Genomic DNA, 19,688 nt, shown 5'->3' on the forward strand with positions numbered 1-19,688 from the left:
GCGGGGATTGTGCGCCGGTTAGCGGGCGTTGCCCAGCCCTGCTACCAGCGATTCAATGGCTTCGCGGATCAGGGCCTGGTAGGTGGCGCGGTAGGCCTCTTCGCTGCTTGCCTTGACGGCGCTGGTGGCCGTGCGTTCGCTGGTACCGCTCAGGAAACCAGTCAGCATGTTCATCGCAGATTGCTTGTCTTTTTCACCTTCGGGCATGGTGTCGCGCATCTCGAAGATGTTGGTGGCTGCCACCAGAGGCTCCTTGAGGTAGACCGCGCCGGTGTGGCCCATGCGGCGGCTGTTGCCAAAGGTGCGAGCGCCCTCGGTGTTGATGATCTGGATTTGCGTTTCTTCAGGGAACAACACGGGCTGGGCTTCGATACCTGCGCGGGCGGCGCTGCCTGCAAAGATGCGCAGTGCGCCGTTTTTGGTAGCGCTCACGGTGCCAAAGCTGGCCAACACATGCACTTCAAGCAGTGTGGCGCCTACGGCTTTAGCGAGATCCCCTGCCTGTCTGCCAATGCCCTGGTTTTGCGCGTCGATACGCTGTGACAAGTCACCGCGCGCCGATCCCGATTGGAAATATGCCATTCGGCCCGCGGGCGCGATGATCTGGCTGAGCTGCTTGCCGCCTTGCAGCATCTTTTCGTCTTCGACCAAGTAGGGCGAAGGCTTGGCGTATTTGGCTTCCAGCGTCTGGAACACAGGCTGGCTGGCCAATGGGGCCAGGTCCAGCACTTCGTAACCGGCTTTTTGCAGCGTTTGCACGGTGTCGGTATAGGCCTGCTCGGTGATGGCCTGGCGCGTTGCGTCGCTGATGCCTTCCAGTGTCGCCGTCATGCGCGCGGTGTTTTTGCCGGAGCGTCCTTCACCAAAGAGTTGTGTGTAGAACTCCACCCCAAACCGGCTGATGACCACGCGCTTGTTTTCCTTGATGGCCTCCACGTTGTCGGTACCCACGACGGGTGCGGCGTGTGCACCAAGCGCGAATGCGCAAAGAGCGAAAGCAAGGCTGCTGAAGGCAGTACGACCAAAGGCGGCTGAAAAACTCATTAACGTTCCTTGTGTTGAGGGTGATGGAAGGGTGACATGCCATCGTACAAGGTGTCGCACGGGTTACCGCGCCGTGCGGCGCGGCTTGTGGCAACGCCTAAGATACTTTTTTCTGAGGAGTTGGCATGCAAGTGCGTTTCGATGACAAGGTCGTGGTGATCACCGGTGCGGGTGGTGGCATTGGGCGCGCCAGTGCGCTGGCGTTTGCCCGGGCGGGCGCCAAGGTGGTGGTGACAGACCGCGACGCCAAGGCGGGACAGGAGACGCTGCAACAGGTTGAGGCCGTGGGCGCGCAAGCGCTGTTCATCCAGACTGACGTGACGCAAGCCGCGCAAGTCGAGGCGATGGTGGCGCAAACCGTGGCGCACTTTGGTCGGCTGGATTGCGCTTTCAACAACGCTGGCATTGAAGAGGAACACATGCGCCTGGCCGACTGCACCGAGGACACCTTTGACCGCATCATGGGCGTTAACGTCAAGGGCGTCTGGCTGTGCCTGAAGTACCAGCTGGCGCAGATGGTGAAGCAGGGTGGTGGGTCTATCGTCAACACCGCGTCGGTCGCGGGCCTGATCGGCGCGCCCAAGATGGCAGCCTACAGTGCCAGCAAGCACGCGGTGCTGGGCCTGACCAAATCAGCCGCGGTGGAATATGGCCGCAAGAACATCCGTGTCAACGCGGTCTGCCCGGGCGTGATCCGCACCGTGATGTACGACCGCGCAGTGCAGGCCGACCCCAAGGTGGGCGCGACGGCCGCCCAGATGCATCCCATGGGCCGCATTGGCGAAGCAGACGAGGTGGCGGCGGCCGTGCTGTGGCTGTGTTCCGATGCATCGTCGTTTGTGACGGGGCATGCGCACACGATAGATGGTGGTATGACGTCTGTATAAGAAAAAATGCCTGGAGCGCCCGCGGGGTGTGCGTAAGCAGCTATCAAAACAGGAGTGACTGCGCTGCTTAGCGGGGCGCCATGCCAGCAAAATACGTCGCCAGAATGTCCAGCGTGTGCCGCACCTTGGCCGGCTGCTCACCGCGCCGCGGTGTGATCGCGTAGACCGGCATATCGCCCAACTTCCAGCCCGGCAGCACGGGCATCAGCCGCCCTTCGGCCAACGCAGAGAAGTCCTCCTGGCGCACGGCCATGCAGATGCCCCAACCTGCGACACACAGGGCGTGCAACGCCGACACCTGTGTGGCCTGCACCCGGCCATGCAGTTGCACCGTTTCCAGTTCGCCACCGGGGCCGCGCAGTTCCAGGGTGTCAAAGGTGGTGTTGTCAGCGCCACTGCCCAGCCAGGCGTGTTGCAACAGGTCTTGCGGATGCGCTGGCCAGCCATGTTCTGCCAGATAGGCGGGCGAGGCGCACAACTGGCGCTCCATGCTGCCCAGCTTGCGCGCCACCAGGCTGGAGTTGGCCAACTGGCCAACCCGCAGCGCGATGTCTACGCGCGCCTCGATCAGGTCAATCACCGCGTCATCCAGCAACAGGCGCAGCGTCAGCTTGGGATGGCTGCGCAACGGGGCCAACGCAGTGGCCAACAGGCTGGCAAAGCCAATGGGCGCGGCCAGCCGCAGCTCGCCCTCGGGCTCATCGCGCAACAGTGCCAGCGCCCCTTCAGCCGAGCGGGCCGCTGCCACCATGGCCGCACAGCCCACGTGGTAGCGCGCTCCGGCTTCGGTCAGCGTCAGTTTGCGGGTGGAGCGGTGCAGCAGGGCCAGGCCGAGCGCCTGTTCCAGCTGGCGCAGATGTTGACTCACGGCAGAGGGCGTCATGTCGAGCCGCTTGGCGGCGGCCGTCAGCGATCCGGCCGCCACGACCTCGGCGAAGATCGCCATGCGTTTGAGTTGGTCCATAGGTTTATTGTGAAGTAGGGCTTCATGGTAATAGCGATTTAACCCATCTAGTCAAAGATTGGTGAAGCAGGAACACTAGAGTCTTCTTTCACTGACAGGAGTTTTGACATGCACATCGCACTGATTGGCGGCACCGGTTTTGTAGGCTCCGCCGTATTGACCGAATTGCTCAGCCGGGGCCATCAAGTGACCGCGCTGGCCCGCAATCCCGGCAAATTTGCCCCGCAAGCCGGCTTGACTGTGGTGGCTGCGGACGTGCTGGACGCCAGCCAAGTCGCCAAGGCCGTAGCGGGTGCGGACGCTGTGATCAGCGCCTACAACCCCGGCTGGACCGAGCCGAAAATCCACGACATCTTTTTGCAAGGCAGCGCGGCGATTCTGGAAGGCACGAAGAGTGCAGGCCTCAAACGTATCCTGCTGGTTGGTGGAGCAGGCAGCTTGTTCGTGGCACCGGGTGTGCAACTGGTGGACACACCACCGTTTCCGGCCGAATACAAGCAGGGCGCACTGGCGGCTCGCGAGCTGCTGAACCGCCTCTACAAAGAGACCGCGCTGGACTGGGTCTTCCTGTCGCCTCCGATCGCGCTGGCGCCTGGCGCGCGCACCGGCCAGTATCGCGTGGGTGCTGACGATCTGCTGCCCGGCGTGGGTGATGCCCCCGCAGGCATTTCAGTCGCCGACCTGGCCGTCGCCATCGTCGACGAAATCCAGACGCCCAAGCACAGCCGCAAGCGGTTTACTGTGGCGAACTGATCCGGGTATTGGGAGGCGCTGCTGTTCGGTAGCGGAGGAAATAAGTGGGGTAGTACATTTGGACATACCTTGCTACGTCTGATGCGATGAACCTGCTGTCTTCCCTGCGCTATCTGGTTGCGCTGAACGAACACCAACACTTTGGCCGTGCGGCCAAAGCGTGCCACATCACGCAGCCCGCGCTATCCAATGCGCTGCGGGCGCTGGAAAAAGAATTCAAGGTGGTCATCGTCAAACGGGACCGCGTGTATGCCGGGCTAACACCGGAGGGCGAACGGGTGCTGGCCACGGCGCAGCTGATGATTCATGAGCATGCGACGCTGCAGCAAGAACTCAAGAGTGAAACCCATTTGCCGCGCGGCATTCTGACGATTGCGGCGGTCCCGACAGCCATTCCGATTGCGGCCCGCTTTGCCGCGATGCTGCAGGCGCGCCATCCGGGCATTCAGCCCAATGTGCTTTCCATGAGTTCGGCTGCGCTGGAAAAAGGGCTGGACGAATTGTCAATCGACCTGGCGTTGGGTTACACCGATCGCATGGGGCTGCGCGGTACGCGGCTGTTGGCCTGGCCGCAGTACACCGAGCATTACTTTTTGCTGCGCCGCGCGGCCAAACCCAATCGCGATGGTCTGCAGATAGGCGCCAAAGTCAAGTGGAAAGAGCTGGCGAAACTGCCGCTGTGCCTGCTGACGCCTGAGATGCACAACCGCAGCATTGTGGATGCGGCTTTCACCACTGCCGGTGTGACGGTGCAGCCCGCGATAGAGACCAATTCGATCCTGACGATGGTGCTCAGCGTGCTGGCCGGCAGCGTCAGCAGTGTGATGCCGGGCGCGCTGGTGGGAACGGTGCGCAACCACCATGAACTGGAGGCGCTGCCATTGACCGGGCCTGAGGTGCGCACGCCGATTGGCTTCATGTCGCACGCCGCAGCCCGGCCGTCGCGCGCGCTCGAAGCGGCGTTGGCGCTGGCGCAGGACGGAGCCTGGCTGCGCCATGCCGCAGCGCACAGCGGTTTATTGTCCGTTTGAGCGGTGTTGCATCGCCATATTTGTTTTTTGAATCATTTGATGATTCAATTGAATTGGACCCGGGGCGTCATGCCTCAGATACTGCGGACCTTCACAGTGCGGCATGAGCCAATAAAAAAATACCTATGTTCACTCTGACAACCAAATCGCAGCGTATCCGTTCGGCTTGCGCCAGTTTCGCCGCGGCCATGCCAGGGCGCTTTGCGCTCGATAGCGCGCAAACCGTGGATATCGGTGGCAAGGCGATTCCTGTCTTGCGCAACGGTGAGCGGGCGTTAAATCTGGACTTCTCCATCCCTGATGGCTTTACCGAACGCACGGGCCTGCTCGCCACCATCTTTGCGCGTGTTGGCGAGGATTTTGTGCGGGTCAGTACGTCGGTGCGCAAGCAGGACGGCGAGCGCGCCGTGGGCACACCGCTGGACCGGTCCCAGCCAGCGTACCGCCTGGCGCTGCAGGGCGAGTCCTATGTCGGTTACGCCACCGTATTCGGTAAACGCTACCTCACCCGTTACAACCCGGTACGCGACGGGTCGGGGCAGGTGGTGGGCATTTTGTTTGTCGGGCTGGACGTCAGCCACAACCCCAACATGGGGCTGGCTTCTGCCATGGCATGGCAGATAGCGTTGGCGTACGGCGCGATGTTCGGCGTGGCGCAGTGGTTGCTGGGGCGCCTGGAGGACCCGGTTCAACAGGGCTTTGGCGCGTTCTCGGTGGGCTTTGTCTGGCTGGTGACCTACCTCCTGGTGAAACGCTTTGTGGTGCAACCCGTCCACCAAGGACGCCAAGCGGCGCAGCGTCTGGCGGGAGGCGATTTGCTGCAGCAGGTGCATGTGGGTGACGGAGGCGATATTGGCCAGTTGTTGCTGGCAATTAACAGTATCAACGTCGGCCTGAATGGTCTGGTGGGCAATGTGCGGCTCGCCGCACAGCGGGTGACCGAGGGCACCGGCGAGATTGCCGACGGCAATATGGATTTGGCCAACCGTACGGAAAAACAGGCCTCTGAAGTCAACGCGGCGGCCAGTGCGGTGCACGAACTGACGGCCACTGTCAGCCAGAACGCCGACAAGGCCAATCAGTTGAACACGCTGGTGGGTTCGGTGTCCGGGATGGCCACCACAGGCGGCGCTGTGGTGGGGCAGGTGGTGGACACCATGGGCCAAATCAAAGCCAATGCGCACCGCATCAATGACATCGTTGGTCTGATCGAAGGCATCGCTTTTCAGACGAATATCCTGGCGCTCAATGCAGCCGTAGAGGCCGCCCGCGCTGGCGAACAGGGGCGGGGCTTCGCCGTGGTGGCAACCGAGGTGCGCAGCCTGGCGGGACGGGCGTCCGCAGCGGCGCGCGAAATCAAGGCTTTGATTGATACCTCGGTCAACACGGCGGACACCGGCAGCGAGCTGGTGGATAAGGCGCGGGTATCCATGGAGCAGATCACCCGCTCCATTCAGGAGGTAGTGGGCTTCATTGACGGCATCGCCCTGGCCAGCAACGAACAGCGTATTGGCATCGAGAGCGTGAACAACAGCGTGTCCGAGATCGACCAGATGACCCAGCAAAACGCCGCGCTGGTGGAAGAAGCCGCGGCGGCGGCGATGAAGATGCGCGAACAGGCGGGCGTGCTGGTTGCGGCGATGAACGGTTTCAAGATTCACGGTTGATGACAGGACCGTGAAATCGGAATTAATCCTCATTTGTTGCACTGCCACATTTACTTTTTGAATCAATTCATGTCACGATTCAATTGGACGCATGGTTGGCATGCGTCGATACTCCCGCCACGCCTCACAGCGTGTTGTTGAACAATTACGATATTGGAGAGATAAATGACAACTGCAACCCCAGGTTTACTGGACAAGGAACGGATCATTGCCGGTCCGGGCTTTAACCGATGGCTGGTACCACCAGCGGCATTGGCGATCCATTTGTGTATTGGTATGGCCTACGGTTTTTCCGTGTTTTGGCTGCCACTTTCCAAGGCTCTCGGGCTGAAGGAAGCTATCAAATGCGGCCCCGATGTCGGTTTTTGGGGACAGTTGTTCACCACCACTTGCGATTGGCAGATTTCCACGCTGGGCTGGATGTACACGCTGTTTTTCGTGTTGTTGGGCATTAGCGCTGCCACCTGGGGCGGCTGGCTTGAGCGTTCTGGTCCGCGCAAAGCGGGTGTCGTATCCGCAGTCTGCTGGTGCGGCGGCATGTTGATCTCGGCGCTGGGCATTCATTTACACCAGTTCTGGCTGATGATTCTGGGCTCTGGCGTCATTGGCGGTATTGGCCTGGGTCTGGGCTACATCTCGCCCGTGTCTACGCTGATCAAATGGTTCCCGGACCGCCGCGGTATGGCAACCGGCATGGCCATCATGGGCTTTGGCGGCGGCGCGATGATTGGCTCCCCGCTGGCCGCTGACCTGATGAAGTACTTTGCAACCCCTACTGATGTGGGCGTGATGCAGACTTTCATCGTGATGGCGCTGGTCTATTTCGTGTTCATGATGGCCGGTGCCTTTGGCTACCGCGTCCCTGAAACCGGCTGGAAGCCAGCCGGCTGGACACCCCCACCTGCGCAAGTCAGCAACACCATGATTACGCAAAAGCACGTGCACGTCAGCAAGGTTTGGGGCATTCCCCAGTTCTGGCTGATCTGGATGGTGCTGTGCATGAACGTGAGCGCTGGGATCGGCGTGATCGGTATGGCGTCCCCGATGCTGCAGGAAATGTTTGGCGGCTCGTTGATTGGCGTTTCCGCCAAGTTTGGCGAGTTGGACAAAGCCCAACTGGCTGCTATCGCCACGGTGGCTGCCGGTTTTACCGCGCTGTTGTCCCTGTTCAACATTGGTGGCCGTTTCTTCTGGGCCAGCCTGTCTGACAAGCTGGGCCGCAAAGTGACCTATGTGGTCTTCTTTGTGCTGGGTGGCCTGATGTACTTCAGCATTCCCAGCAGCGCGGCAGCCGGCAGCATCGTGCTGTTTGTTAGCGCAGTTTGCATTATCTTGAGTATGTACGGCGGTGGTTTTGCCACCGTGCCAGCCTATCTTGCCGATATCTTCGGTACGCAAATGGTGGGCGCTATCCATGGCCGTCTGCTGACAGCCTGGGCCACGGCCGGCATTCTCGGTCCAGTGGTGGTGAACTACATGCGCGAGTACCAATTGAGCATTGGCATTCCACGCGAGCAGGTTTACAACCAGACCATGTACATCCTGGTGGGCATGCTGGTGGTGGGCCTGATCTGCAACCTGCTGGTCAAGCCTTTGGACAACAAATGGTTCATGACCGACGCTGAACTGGCTGCTGAGAAGAAGCTCGCCCACGAAAAGGCAGCAGCTTCCGAGCTGGTGCGTAGCGAAGGTGGCAGTGCCGATACCGTCAGCCCAGTGGTCGTTGCACTGGCTTGGGTTGCCGTTGGCATTCCGTTGGCTTGGGGCGTATACCGTACGTCGCTGAGCGTGATGAAGTTCTTTGCCTGATCATTAGGTAAAACGGCCGTGTGGCGTGTGCCGCACGGCCCTTTTGGAAGTCGTATGCAAAACTCTGGTTCCTCAGTGGAAGTCCAGCCGGTGGCGCTTGCCTCGGTGGAGGACATGCGCAGCACCATTCGCCGCAAAAGCAAGCTCAAGGGCCGCCAGGCTGACGAAGCATCGCTGCTGGAAGTGCGTGCACTGATTGGTGAGCGGCCAACGGACGGTCACCGCCGCGATCTGCTGATTGAACATCTGCACAAGATTAACGATGCCTACCGCTGCCTGCATGACAGGCACTTGGTAGCGCTGGCCAAGGAAATGAATATTCCGATGGCCGAGGTCTATGAGGTCGCCACGTTCTACCACCACTTTGAAGTGGTGAAGGGTGACGAGACCGTTCCCGGCTTGACGGTTCGCGTGTGCGACGGTCTGAGCTGTGAGATGGCTGGAGCACAGGATTTGTTGAAGCGGTTGCCCGCCTTGTTGGGCAGTTCGGAGGTGCGCGTCATTCCTGCACCGTGTCTGGGCCGTTGCGAACAGGCACCTGTCGTTGCGGTGCACCAGCGTCCGGTGCCAATGGCTACCACGGATGCTGTGATTTCACTGGTCAAATCGGCCACAGAGCGCCACCCTAGTGCGCAAGCAGCTACTGATTTTATAGCATCCAGTCACGCCGAAATGAGCGTGTCGCCCTACCCACACGCGGTGGAAGTGGCACCTGGCTATACCGGTTACGAGACCTACCGCGCACGCGGCGGCTATGCGTTGGCCGCTGCTCTGGTCAACGGCGAGCAGGATGTAGAGAGCGTCATCAAGGCGATGGAAGACTCCGGCCTGCGCGGCCTGGGCGGCGCCGGTTTCCCGGCCGGGCGCAAGTGGCGCATCGTGCGCGACCAGCCCGCACCCCGCGTGATGGCCGTCAATATTGACGAAGGCGAACCCGGTACCTTCAAGGACCGTACCTACCTGGAGCGCGACCCCCACCGTTTCCTGGAGGGCCTGCTGATTGCTGCCCAGGTGGTGGGTACGCCTGCTTGCTATATCTACCTGCGCGACGAATACCACGGTTGCCGCGAAATTCTGGAGGCCGAGCTGGCCAAGCTACAAGCCTGCCCACCATGCCCGTTACCGCTGATCGAACTGCGTCGCGGTGCCGGTGCCTATATCTGCGGCGAAGAGTCCGCGATGATCGAGAGCATTGAAGGCAAGCGCGGTGAACCTCGCATGCGCCCCCCCTACATCGCCCAGGTCGGCCTGTTTGGCCGGCCCACGCTGGAGCACAACTTTGAGACGCTGTACTGGGTACGCGACATCATTGAAAAAGGCCCTGCCTGGTTCAGCGGCTTTGGTCGCAATGGCCGCAAGGGCCTGCGTTCATTCAGCGTCAGCGGCCGGGTCAAGCATCCAGGTGTCAAGCTGGCGCCGGCGGGTATTTCGCTGACCGAGTTGATTGAAGAATATTGCGGTGGCATGCTGGACGGCCACACGCTGTATGCCTACCTTCCCGGTGGCGCATCGGGCGGTATTTTCCCGGCCAGCATGGCTAATGTGCCGCTGGACTTTGATACCTTGCAGCCGCACGGTGGCTTTATCGGCTCGGCGGCGGTGATCGTTTTGGGCCAGCACGACAAGGCCCGCGATGCCGCGTTGAACATGATGCGGTTTTTCGAGCACGAGAGCTGTGGCCAATGCACGCCATGCCGCGTCGGCACCGCCAAGGCGGCCAAACTGATGGAAGCACCGGTGTGGGACAACACCACCCTGGAAGACCTGAATGTGGTGATGACCGATGCCTCGATCTGCGGATTGGGGCAGGCCGCACCGAATCCGGTGCGCTGTGTCCAGAAATACTTTGCACACGAGGTGAGCTAAATGAACGCACCAACCCGCCTCAACGAAGTGACTCCGCAAACCGTGGAGTTCAAGCTCGACCAAAAAACGATCCATGCTTTTGAGGGTGAAACCATTCTCAAGGCCGCCAAGCGCCACGGCATCGACATCCCCCACCTTTGCTACAAGGACGGCATGCGGGCCGACGGCAATTGCCGCGCCTGTGTGGTCGAGATCAAGGGCGAGCGCACGCTGGCGCCAAGCTGCTGCCGCAGCGCCACGGCCGGTATGGAAGTTCAGGCGAGCAGTGAGCGCGCCGTCAAGAGCCAGAAGATGGTGCTGGAGATGCTGCTCTCCGACATGCCGGACACGGGCTACAAATGGAACGAGAAGGACGAGTCGCAGCAGCACGGCGAGCTGAGCGACTGGGCCGCGCGCATGGATGTGAAGGTGCGCCCCGAGCTCAAAACGCTGCGCCGCGAGCAACCCAAGGCCGATATTTCGCACCCGGCGATGGCCGTGAATCTGGATGCCTGTATCCAGTGCAACCGCTGTGTACGCGCCTGCCGCGAAGAGCAGGTCAACGATGTGATTGGCTACGCAATGCGTGGCTCGCACAGCGAGATCGTGTTTGACCTGAACGACCCCATGGGCGACAGCACCTGCGTGGCCTGCGGCGAATGCGTACAGGCGTGCCCGACCGGCGCGCTGATGCCCAAGACACAAATCGGCTCGCAGATCGTTGACAAAAAAGTCGATTCGGTCTGCCCATTCTGCGGCGTCGGTTGCCTGGTGACTTACAACGTCAAGGACAACGTGATCGTCAGCGTGGACGGACGCGATGGCCCGGCCAACCACAGCCGCCTGTGCGTCAAGGGCCGCTTTGGTTTTGACTATGCAGCCAGCCCGCAGCGCCTGACCATGCCGCTGATCCGCAAGGCCGGTGTGCCCAAGGATCCCGAGGCACTGAACAAGCTGAACCGCGATACGGCTGACTGGTCTGACGTGTTCCGCGAAGCGACATGGGAAGAGGCGTTGGCCTTGTCTGCTGGCAGCTTGAATGGCTTGCGCGACAAATATGGCAAGAAGGCGCTGGCCGGTTTTGGCTCGGCCAAAGGCAGCAACGAAGAGGCCTATCTGTTTCAGAAACTGGTGCGTACCGCATTCGGCTCCAACAACGTGGACCATTGCACCCGCCTGTGCCACGCCTCCAGCGTGGCTGCGCTGCTCGAGGGCGTGGGCTCCGGCGCGGTGAGCAACCAGGTCAATGACGTGGAGCACTCGGACCTGATCTTTGTGATCGGCTCCAACCCTACCGCTAACCACCCGGTGGCAGCGACGTGGATGAAGAACGCAGCCAAGCTGGGCGCCAAGATTGTGCTGGCCGACCCGCGCATTACCGACATCGGCAAGCACGCCTGGCGCACACTGCAGTTCAAGGCCGACACCGACGTGGCCATGCTCAACGCGCTGATCCACGTGATCATCGAAGAGGGCTTGGCCGACGGCGACTTCATCGCCAAGCGCGCCAACAACTTTGAAGCACTGAAGGAAAACGTCAAAGGCTACAGCCCTGAAGCCATGGAGCCGATTTGCGGTATCCCGGCGCAGACGCTGCGCGAAGTGGCGCGGGCCTACGCCAAGGCCAAGGGCGCGATGATTCTGTGGGGCATGGGCATCAGCCAGCACGTGCATGGCACTGACAACGCGCGTTGCCTGATTGCGCTGGCGACGGTGGCTGGCCAGATCGGCAAGCCCGGCTCCGGTCTGCATCCGCTGCGCGGGCAGAACAATGTGCAGGGCGCATCCGACGCGGGCCTGATCCCGATGATGTTCCCCAACTACCAGCGCGTGACCAACAAAGCCGCGCACGACTGGTTTGAGAACTTCTGGGGCATGAAGCTGGACGACCAGCCCGGCTACACCGTCGTGGAAATCATGCACAAGGCGCTGGTCGAAGACAGCGATCCGCACAAGGTGCATGGCATGTACATCATGGGTGAGAACCCGGCCATGAGCGACCCCGACTTGAACCATGCCCGCCATGCGCTGGCCTCGCTCAAGCACTTGGTCGTGCAGGACATTTTCATGACGGAGACCGCGTGGCTGGCCGATGTGGTGCTGCCCGCGACGGCTTGGCCAGAGAAGAACGGTACCGTCAGCAACACCGACCGCATGGTGCAGTTGGGTAAACAGGCGATCGACCCACCAGGCCAGGCGAAGCCAGATTTGTGGATCATTCAACAGATCGCCAAGCGCATGGGCCGGGACTGGGGCTACCAGGGCGAATTTGACGGCGTGGCCGCGGTGTACGAAGAAATGCGCCAGGCCATGCACGCTGCGATTTCTGGCATCACCTGGGAGCGGCTGCAACGCGAGTCCAGCGTAACCTATCCGTGCCTCAGCGCGGAAGACCCGGGCTCGCCGACCGTGTTCATTGAAAAGTTCCCCACCGAAAGTGGCCGTGTGCAACTGGTGCCCGCCGACATCATTCCTGCCAACGAACGGCCCGATGCAGAGTTCCCGTTTGTGCTTATCACCGGCCGCCAGCTGGAACACTGGCATACCGGCAGCATGACGCGCCGCGCTACGGTGCTGGACGCGATTGAACCCATGGCCACGGCGTCGATGTGTGGCGATGACATGACTGCGATGGGCTTGCAAGCAGGCGATGTGATCACTGTGCAATCACGCCGCGGTCAGGTCGCCATCCATGTGCGCCGGGACGATGGCACGCCCCACGGCGCAGTGTTCATCCCGTTTGCGTATTACGAAGCAGCGGCCAACCTGATGACCAATGCAGCGCTGGATCCGTTTGGCAAGATTCCCGAGTTCAAGTACTGCGCCGTGGCGATTCGCCGCGGTGGCGCGGTCGCGGGCAAGAGCGGTTACGGAACAGCCCAAACCGCTGCCGCGGCTGCTGCCACGCAGTAGCATGGCAACCATGTCCTCCATTCCGTTCCTCACCCAGGCCCGTGCGCCATTGACGCACAGCATTGAGGTGGTGAACGAGGAGGGCCTGCGCCAGCGACTGGAGATTCCCGCCGAGCGGCCGCTGACGGTCTATGTGGACAAGCGCGAATTGGTCACGCTGATGACACTGGGCGCGCGTCCGGAGTGGCTGACGCTGGGCTACCTGCTGAACCAAAGGCTGATTCTCAGCGCCAGTGAAGTGGCTTCTGTTACCGTCGATTGGGAAGTGGGTGCTGTAGCAGTCAAAACGCATACCGGCTTGCAGAATCTGGAAGCCAAGACGGCCAAACGTGTGGTGACCACCGGTTGCGGCCAGGGTAGTTTGTTTGGTGAAGTGATGGCGCATATTGAAGGCGTGCAACTGCCAGCCACCAAAGTCACGCAAACCCAGATTTACGCCATCGTGAACGCAATCCGCGTGCAGGACAGTACGTACAAATCGGCGGGCTCGGTGCATGGCTGCGGCCTGTTCCGTGGCGAAGAGATGCTTTTGTTTGTCGAAGATGTGGGTCGCCACAACGCGATCGACACGATTGCTGGCTGGATGGCGATGGAAGCTGCGTCAGCCAAGCCTTTGCAGGTTGAGGGGCTCATCTTCTACACCACCGGTCGACTGACCAGCGAGATGGTGATGAAGGCCGCGCAAATGGGCATTGCGGTAGTCATTTCGCGCAGCGGCATGACGCAGATGGGCCATGCGGTGGCCCAGGACCTGGGGCTTTGCGCCATTGGCCGAGCGCTGAACAAACGGTTCCTGTGCTTTAGCGGCGCCCACCGCTTGCAGTTGGAGGCGGTACCTGCCGGGGTTGCTGCGTGAGTTCGCTCACTGAGAGCGCGCTTGCCGCATGGCATTTGTTGATCAGTGGCGATGCGCTGCTGGTCTCCATCATTCTTCGATCCTTGGCCCTGAGTGCCAGTGCCTGTGTACTTGCATTTTTGATCGGCGCCGTTTTGGGCTCGTGGCTGGCGGTGGCGCGATTTCCTGGCCGTGGCGGCGCGCTGGTGCTGGTCAATACCCTGTTGTCTTTTCCGTCGGTGGTGGCCGGTCTGCTGGTGTATCTATTGCTGTCGCGCAGCGGGCCACTGGGCTTCCTGGGTTGGCTGTATTCCTTCAAGGCGATGCTGTTTGCGCAAACCCTGCTGGTGTTGCCCATCGTCATTGCGCTGGTGCAGCAGGTGGTGGCCGATGCCGATGCCGCACACGGTGAGCAACTGCGCTCACTGGGCGCGGGGCCCAAGCTGACGGGACTGTTGCTGGCCTGGAATGAACGTGGTGCGTTGATGACCGTGTTGTTGGCCGCATTTGGGCGCGCGATCTCGGAAGTTGGCGCGGTGATGATTGTTGGCGGCAACATCGATGGCTTTACCCGGGTCATGACCACCACCATCGCACTGGAAACCAGCAAGGGCGATTTGCCGCTGGCGATGGGGCTCGGGCTCGTGTTGCTGTTGGTGGTGTTGCTGTTGCAGGCGCTGATCGCGTTGCTGCGAACGCCGTGGAGTGCTTGGTGGACAGCGACAAGGCGGGTAGCATGAGTCAATTGGCCGTGTATTCATTGCAGTTGGTCGGCGTGCGCTGGGCATCGGCGCAAGATATTCCTATGGCCTTGACCGACGTGAGTTTGCGCATCCACGCGGGCGAACGGGTGGCGCTGGTGGGTGCAAATGGCAGTGGCAAGTCCACGTTGTTGCGCGTGTTGCATGGCCTGATCGCACCCAGCCAAGGCAACGCACAGCGTCATCTGGCATCGCACGAAGCCATGCTGTTCCAACGCCCGGTTCTGCTGCGCTTGTCCGTTTGCAATAACCTGGCGCTGGCCTTGTGGCTGCGTGGTACCCGATGGCGCCAAGCGCGAACCCGGGCCGTACAAGCGCTGGCACAAGCGGGCTTGGCTGAATTGTCGCAACGACCCGGCAACAAGCTGTCGGTCGGACAAACCCAACGGGTGGCGTTGGCGCGTGCGCTGATGTTGCAGCCGCATGTACTGCTTCTGGACGAACCCACGGCGAGTCTGGACCCGCATTCGAAGCGGCAGGTGGAGGCCACCGCGCAAGCGTTTGGCACGGAGCAGAATGCAACGCACCCCAAAACACTGGTATTTGCCAGCCATAACCTGGGCCAGGTCAAACGCTTGGCGACCCGGGTGATTTATCTGGAGCAGGGCCGAGTACTGGCCGATTTGCCTGTGCATGATTTTTTCAACACAGCGGTGTTGCTGGCCCATTCAGCTGCCGCGGCCCAATTTGTCAAAGGAGAACTCGCATGAAGTTTCATAAGGAAAAAGGCCTCGTAGCGCCCGTGCTACGTGCGTGGGCAGCTATGCTTTTGCTAGCATCCAGTACGGCCTTCGGCCAGACACTGGTGATGGCATCGACCACGTCCACGGAGCAGTCCGGCTTGTTCGCGCATCTGCTGCCCGCATTCAAAGCTGCCAGCGGGCTGGACGTCAAGGTCGTTGCCGTTGGAACAGGTCAGGCTATCGACATGGGCCGCCGCGGCGATGCGGATGTGCTGTTTGTGCACGACCAGGCGGCCGAAGAAAAGCTGGTGCAGGAAGGGCACGCCCTGCGCCGCTATCCGGTGATGTACAACGACTTCGTGCTGGTTGGGCCAACCAGCGATCCGGTCGGCACACGTGGTCGTGACATCGTGCAGGCGCTGCGCAAGCTGCCCACCAGTTCATCGGCCTTCGTTTCCCGCGGTGATCGCAGCGGCACGCACGCCGCCGAACTGCGCTTCTGGAAGCAGTCCGGCGTGGATGCACCCAAAGGCGCGTATTACAAGGAATGCGGCTGCGGCATGGGCCCGGCGTTGAACATCGCGGCCGCCAGCGGCTCCTATGCGCTGACCGACCGCGGCACCTGGCTCAATTTCCGCAACCGGGCTGACCTGGTCATTCTGGTAGAGGGCGACAAGCAGTTGTTCAACCAGTACGGCGTGATGGCGGTCAATCCGGCGCTGCATCCGCATGTGAACGTGGCAGGTGCCACGAAGTTTGTGGACTGGGTGCGTTCGCCTGCCGGGCAAGCGGTGATTGCCAGCTACAAAATTGGCGGCGAACAACTGTTCTTCCCGAATGCCAACCCTTGAATCCGTCGAGCTGACAGCCGTGGTCCTGGCCGGTGGCCGGGGCTCCCGCATGGGTGGGGTGGACAAAGGGCTGCAACTGTTTCGCGGTAAAACGTTGGTCGCGCACGCGATGCAGCGGTTGGCCGCGCAAACGAGCTACGCACCCGTTGCTGTGTTGATCAACGCCAACCGCAACGCAGAGCAGTACGCTGATATGGGCGCGACCGTTGTGGCGGATAGCCTGCAGGATTTTCAGGGCCCATTGGCGGGTTTTCTGGCGGCGCTGGATGCATGCCGCTCGCCCTTCTTACTGACGGTGCCATGTGACAGCCCGTTGTTCCCGCTGGATCTGGCGCAGCGCATGGTGGATGCATTGTTGCAGGCGGACGCACAGATTGCGGTGGCCCAAGGCCCTGAACCCGATGACAGCGGTGCAATGGTGCTGCGCAGCCAGCCGGTGTTTTGTCTGATGCGAACCGGCGTGCGCGAGAGTTTGCAGCGGTTCCTGCAAAGCGGTGGACGCAAGATCGACGCTTGGACCCGTGCCCAGGGACAAGTGCTGGTTCCGTTCAACGCTCCTGGGGATGATCCTCAGGCGTTTGCCAACGCAAATACGTTGGAAGAGTTGCAGCGGTTGCAGTAGTTGCTGGAACTTGGTGGGATGAAACTACCATGGTTGATGCACGGAGTAAGGGATATGCGCGGGGCCTCAGTGTGCCAAAGGCGCACAAAGGCGGCCCCACGCATATCCCTTACTCCGCGGTTGTTCGCATTTCGGTTGATCCTTAACCACCATGTTCCGTCTCGTCGGGGTGGGGAGTGCCGGAGGCCGATTTGTGTGGCCTTAGGCACGCCATGAGGGCCCCGGCATTCTCCGCTCCGGCACGACACTCAGCGACTTGGCCGCCAAAAAGGCCGGTCAGTCCTTGCCCAAACCAGCGCGCAATTTGTCTTTCTTGCTGGGCCGTTTGCCCTTGATGCCGCCAGTACCCGGTGGGTTTTTGACTGGGGTGTTTGCCGTGGTGGCTAGCTCTTTGGCCGGTGCTGGTTCAAACCCGGCGACGGTTTCTACTTCCAGACTGACCTGGTTGCGCTTTTCAATCAGACGGAAATGGGGCAGGGTCTCGTCGTCCACAAAACTGACCGCGACACCGCTTTCGCCCGCCCGGGCTGTTCTGCCGATACGGTGTACATAGTCGACCGCCGAGCGCGGCAGATCGAAATTCACCACGGCTGGCAACTGCGCAATGTCGATACCGCGGGCGGCCAAGTCGGTTGCGACCATCACCTGAATCCGGGAAGCCTTGAAATCGGTCAGCACCTGGGTTCGCTTGCCTTGGCTGAGTGCTCCGTGCAGTGGCTCGGCCAAGATGTCGGCTCTGCGCAGTTTGTCGGCAACGATTTCGGTGGCGTATTTGCTGGCGACGAACACCAGAACACGGGGCCACTTCTGCTCCTGGATCAGGTGGCGCAGCAGTTGGGTGCGGCGGGAGGCGTCGACTTGGATGGCGCGTTGGGTGATCAGCGGCAACTCGGCAGGGTCAGGCGTGACTGAGACGCGCAGCGGTTCCACCAGCAGGGATTGCGCCAGTGCTTGAACCGCCTTGGGGAAGGTGGCGGAGAAGAACAAGTTGTGCCGTTTGCGCGGCAGCAGCGACAGGATGTGGTCCAGTTCCTCGGCAAAACCCATGTCCAGCAGGCGGTCGGCCTCGTCCAGTACCAGGGTTTGCACGTCGCTTAACTGCAAGGCGCGTTGGTCAAGCAGGTCAATCAGGCGCCCCGGGGTGGCCACCATCACATCGGTGCCGCTGCGCAGGCGCAGCATTTGTGGGTTGATCGACACGCCGCCGTAAACCACGGTCACCTTGACCAGGGTCGGCAGGGCTTGCGTCAGCGATTTGATGGTTTCTCCGACCTGCTGGGCCAGTTCGCGGGTGGGCACCAGGATCAGGCCGCGGGTACGGGCGGCATCGGCGCGCGGCGCGGCGAGCAGGCTTTGCAGCAAGGGCAGCGCGAATGCCAATGTTTTGCCGGAACCGGTCGGGGCGCTGGCAAGAATGTCCTGGCCAGACAGAGCAGCGGGCAGGGCGGCGGTCTGGATGGGCGTGGGTTCTTCAAAGCCCAGACGCGTGAGCGCCGTCAGGAGGCCGGGGTTCAGACCCAGAGTGTCAAATGCCATTGGAGAAAAGGAAAAAAGAGAAGCCCGGCTCAGGGCTGGACTTCGGCCGGAACGGACTCGGCAACCGGCACGCGGCGGGCGCCGTCAAACCGGCGCGACCAGTAGGCCACGCCCATGTCTTCGACCCGGACTTCGGCGCCGGGTTTGGGGGAATGAATGAATTTGCCGTCACCGATATAGATGCCAACGTGGCTGAATGCACGGCGCATGGTGTTGAAGAACACCAGATCACCGGGTTGCAATTCTTTCTTGTCGATTTTCTGGGTGCTGGCCGCTTGTTGTGCGGCGCTGCGTGGCAACAGTTTGCCAGCAGTCTGTTCGTAGATGGCGCGGACAAAACCACTGCAATCAAAGCCGGTTTCAAGGGAATTTCCGCCGCGTTTGTAGGGCACGCCGAGGAGGGACATGGCGTTCACGACCAGTTCCGATGCCTTGGCTCCGACCTTCTCCCCAACATCACCGATGCGGGCTATCAAGCCGCGGTCCATCAGGATCTGTGTGACTTCATCCGGTTTTTCCGCGGGTGCAGCCGTCGCCGCTATGGCAAACGTGAGGGCGGCAATCAGAACGGCAAAACGCATGGGTGTTGATCTTAGCGTGATGACACTTCTATGTCAAGTAAAGTTTCACATTAGAAAATGAATGTAACTTATTGATTTAATTAAATTTACTTGCAATTCACCTTTGTAAATTTGACTTTAGTATTTGGATAAATTAAATAAACACTGTTTAAAATAAATATCATTATTTAAATAAAATGCACGATATATTTTCAATGAAACACGTTTAAATTAATGGAATATGAAATTGAATGCAAAACTGCAGCGCCAACAGGCGATGGTGGACGCCCGTCGGGCCATGGTGCTGGACGCTGCACGGACGGTCTTTCTGGAGTCGGGGCTGGAGCGCATGAGCATCCGGGAAATCGCCCGCCGCGCGGGCTATACGCCCGGCGCCATTTACGCGTTTTATGACGGCAAACAGGCGCTGCTGGCAGCGTTGCTGGAGGAAATATTGGACCGGGTTGGCCAAGCTGTGGTCCAGGCCAAGCCAGGAAAAACACGTGTGCAGGGCATGTTGCAGACCAAGGGGTTGGCCTGGTTTTCTGCCTTTGCCGGACAACCGCGCGATCTGGAGTTGACGCTGTTGCTGATGGGCGGAGCCAGTTTGCAGGGGCTCAAGCCCGAGGTCGTACAGCAATTGCACGCCAGTTTGCGCCGCACCTTGGCGTCTTGTGGTGAGGCGCTCGAGGCGCTGGGCGCGACGCCGGCGCAGGCCAATGGCGAGATGGAGGCGCTAATGGCCCATGGTCTGGGACTGCTGCTGGTGCAAAACTCGCTGGGGCTGACCGCGCCCGAAGCCGGGGCCGACATGCTGTTCGTGCGTTACCTGGATCAGTTGGCGCTACGTTTCCTGCCGGAAGGTGCAGTGCAAGCTGAAGTAAAGTCAGCCACAGCCCAATCAGCGCTTTTTGGCTGATCTCTTCA

At 60.8% G+C, this 19,688-nt stretch carries 17 protein-coding genes; 13 read left to right on the plus strand and 4 right to left on the minus strand.

The genetic code is table 11. The features are described 5' to 3' along the window. Positions 1–18: 18 nt before the first annotated feature. Positions 19–1,044 (minus strand): hypothetical protein, encoded by a 1,026-nt coding sequence (locus tag AC1DV6_RS09560; RefSeq protein WP_477977222.1) that lies wholly within the window; start codon positions 1,042–1,044, stop codon positions 19–21. Positions 1,045–1,169: 125 nt separating this feature from the next. Between AC1DV6_RS09560 and AC1DV6_RS09565 the strand changes: the two genes are divergently transcribed. Next, positions 1,170–1,931, plus strand: coding sequence for an SDR family oxidoreductase (locus tag AC1DV6_RS09565; protein ID WP_477977223.1), 762 nt, complete (start codon positions 1,170–1,172; stop codon positions 1,929–1,931). A gap of 67 nt (positions 1,932–1,998) precedes the next feature. Here AC1DV6_RS09565 and AC1DV6_RS09570 read toward each other — a convergent pair whose 3' ends face one another. Continuing rightward, positions 1,999–2,895 (minus strand): LysR family transcriptional regulator, encoded by an 897-nt coding sequence (locus tag AC1DV6_RS09570; protein WP_477977224.1) that lies wholly within the window; start codon positions 2,893–2,895, stop codon positions 1,999–2,001. 108 nt (positions 2,896–3,003) lie between these two features. Between AC1DV6_RS09570 and AC1DV6_RS09575 the strand changes: the two genes are divergently transcribed. The 11 genes from AC1DV6_RS09575 to mobA all read left to right on the plus strand — a co-directional run bounded on the left by AC1DV6_RS09575 (position 3,004) and on the right by mobA (position 16,665). Beyond that, a complete protein-coding gene (locus AC1DV6_RS09575) occupies positions 3,004–3,648 on the plus strand; it encodes an NAD(P)-dependent oxidoreductase (RefSeq protein WP_477977225.1) in 645 nt (214 codons plus the stop codon). Between the two features lie 86 nt (positions 3,649–3,734). Beyond that, positions 3,735–4,679, plus strand: coding sequence for a LysR family transcriptional regulator (locus AC1DV6_RS09580; protein WP_477977226.1), 945 nt, complete (start codon positions 3,735–3,737; stop codon positions 4,677–4,679). A 125-nt stretch (positions 4,680–4,804) separates the two neighbouring features. Next, positions 4,805–6,346 carry a methyl-accepting chemotaxis protein gene (locus AC1DV6_RS09585; protein WP_477977227.1) on the plus strand — a complete coding sequence of 514 codons (1,542 nt, stop codon included), beginning with the start codon at positions 4,805–4,807 and terminating at the stop codon, positions 6,344–6,346. Between the two features lie 165 nt (positions 6,347–6,511). After that, on the plus strand, positions 6,512–8,155 hold the full coding sequence (locus AC1DV6_RS09590; protein ID WP_477977228.1) for an OFA family MFS transporter: 1,644 nt from the start codon (positions 6,512–6,514) through the stop codon (positions 8,153–8,155). Positions 8,156–8,209: 54 nt separating this feature from the next. Then, positions 8,210–10,021, plus strand: coding sequence for an NAD(P)H-dependent oxidoreductase subunit E (locus tag AC1DV6_RS09595; protein ID WP_477977229.1), 1,812 nt, complete (start codon positions 8,210–8,212; stop codon positions 10,019–10,021). Beyond that, positions 10,022–12,913, plus strand: a complete 2,892-nt coding sequence (fdhF, locus tag AC1DV6_RS09600) for a formate dehydrogenase subunit alpha (RefSeq protein ID WP_477977230.1) — start codon at positions 10,022–10,024, stop codon at positions 12,911–12,913. A 10-nt stretch (positions 12,914–12,923) separates the two neighbouring features. Then, positions 12,924–13,769 carry a formate dehydrogenase accessory sulfurtransferase FdhD gene (locus tag AC1DV6_RS09605; RefSeq protein ID WP_477977231.1) on the plus strand — a complete coding sequence of 282 codons (846 nt, stop codon included), beginning with the start codon at positions 12,924–12,926 and terminating at the stop codon, positions 13,767–13,769. Further along, a complete protein-coding gene (locus AC1DV6_RS09610; protein ID WP_477977232.1) occupies positions 13,766–14,488 on the plus strand; it encodes an ABC transporter permease in 723 nt (240 codons plus the stop codon). Before AC1DV6_RS09605 ends, AC1DV6_RS09610 begins: the two co-directional genes overlap by 4 nt. Further along, on the plus strand, positions 14,485–15,219 hold the full coding sequence (locus AC1DV6_RS09615; RefSeq protein ID WP_477977233.1) for an ATP-binding cassette domain-containing protein: 735 nt from the start codon (positions 14,485–14,487) through the stop codon (positions 15,217–15,219). Before AC1DV6_RS09610 ends, AC1DV6_RS09615 begins: the two co-directional genes overlap by 4 nt. Beyond that, positions 15,216–16,043, plus strand: coding sequence for an ABC transporter substrate-binding protein (locus tag AC1DV6_RS09620; RefSeq protein WP_477977234.1), 828 nt, complete (start codon positions 15,216–15,218; stop codon positions 16,041–16,043). The genes AC1DV6_RS09615 and AC1DV6_RS09620 overlap by 4 nt, the downstream gene beginning before the upstream one ends. Further along, a complete protein-coding gene (gene mobA, locus AC1DV6_RS09625; protein ID WP_477977235.1) occupies positions 16,030–16,665 on the plus strand; it encodes a molybdenum cofactor guanylyltransferase MobA in 636 nt (211 codons plus the stop codon). The genes AC1DV6_RS09620 and mobA overlap by 14 nt, the downstream gene beginning before the upstream one ends. A gap of 276 nt (positions 16,666–16,941) precedes the next feature. On the opposite strand, the gene AC1DV6_RS09630 is transcribed toward mobA, so the two are convergent. Both AC1DV6_RS09630 and AC1DV6_RS09635 read right to left on the minus strand, forming a co-directional pair. Continuing rightward, positions 16,942–18,201, minus strand: coding sequence for a DEAD/DEAH box helicase (locus tag AC1DV6_RS09630; RefSeq protein ID WP_477977236.1), 1,260 nt, complete (start codon positions 18,199–18,201; stop codon positions 16,942–16,944). A gap of 29 nt (positions 18,202–18,230) precedes the next feature. Continuing rightward, positions 18,231–18,782: a C40 family peptidase gene (locus AC1DV6_RS09635; protein ID WP_477977237.1), complete on the minus strand. Its 552-nt coding sequence runs from the start codon at positions 18,780–18,782 to the stop codon at positions 18,231–18,233. A 220-nt stretch (positions 18,783–19,002) separates the two neighbouring features. Here AC1DV6_RS09635 and AC1DV6_RS09640 point away from each other — a divergent pair, with 220 nt between their 5' ends. After that, positions 19,003–19,680, plus strand: coding sequence for a TetR/AcrR family transcriptional regulator (locus tag AC1DV6_RS09640; RefSeq protein ID WP_477977238.1), 678 nt, complete (start codon positions 19,003–19,005; stop codon positions 19,678–19,680). Positions 19,681–19,688: the final 8 nt, after the last annotated feature.

The sequence above is a fragment of the Rhodoferax sp. P2_H8_2 genome, from assembly GCF_056403235.1.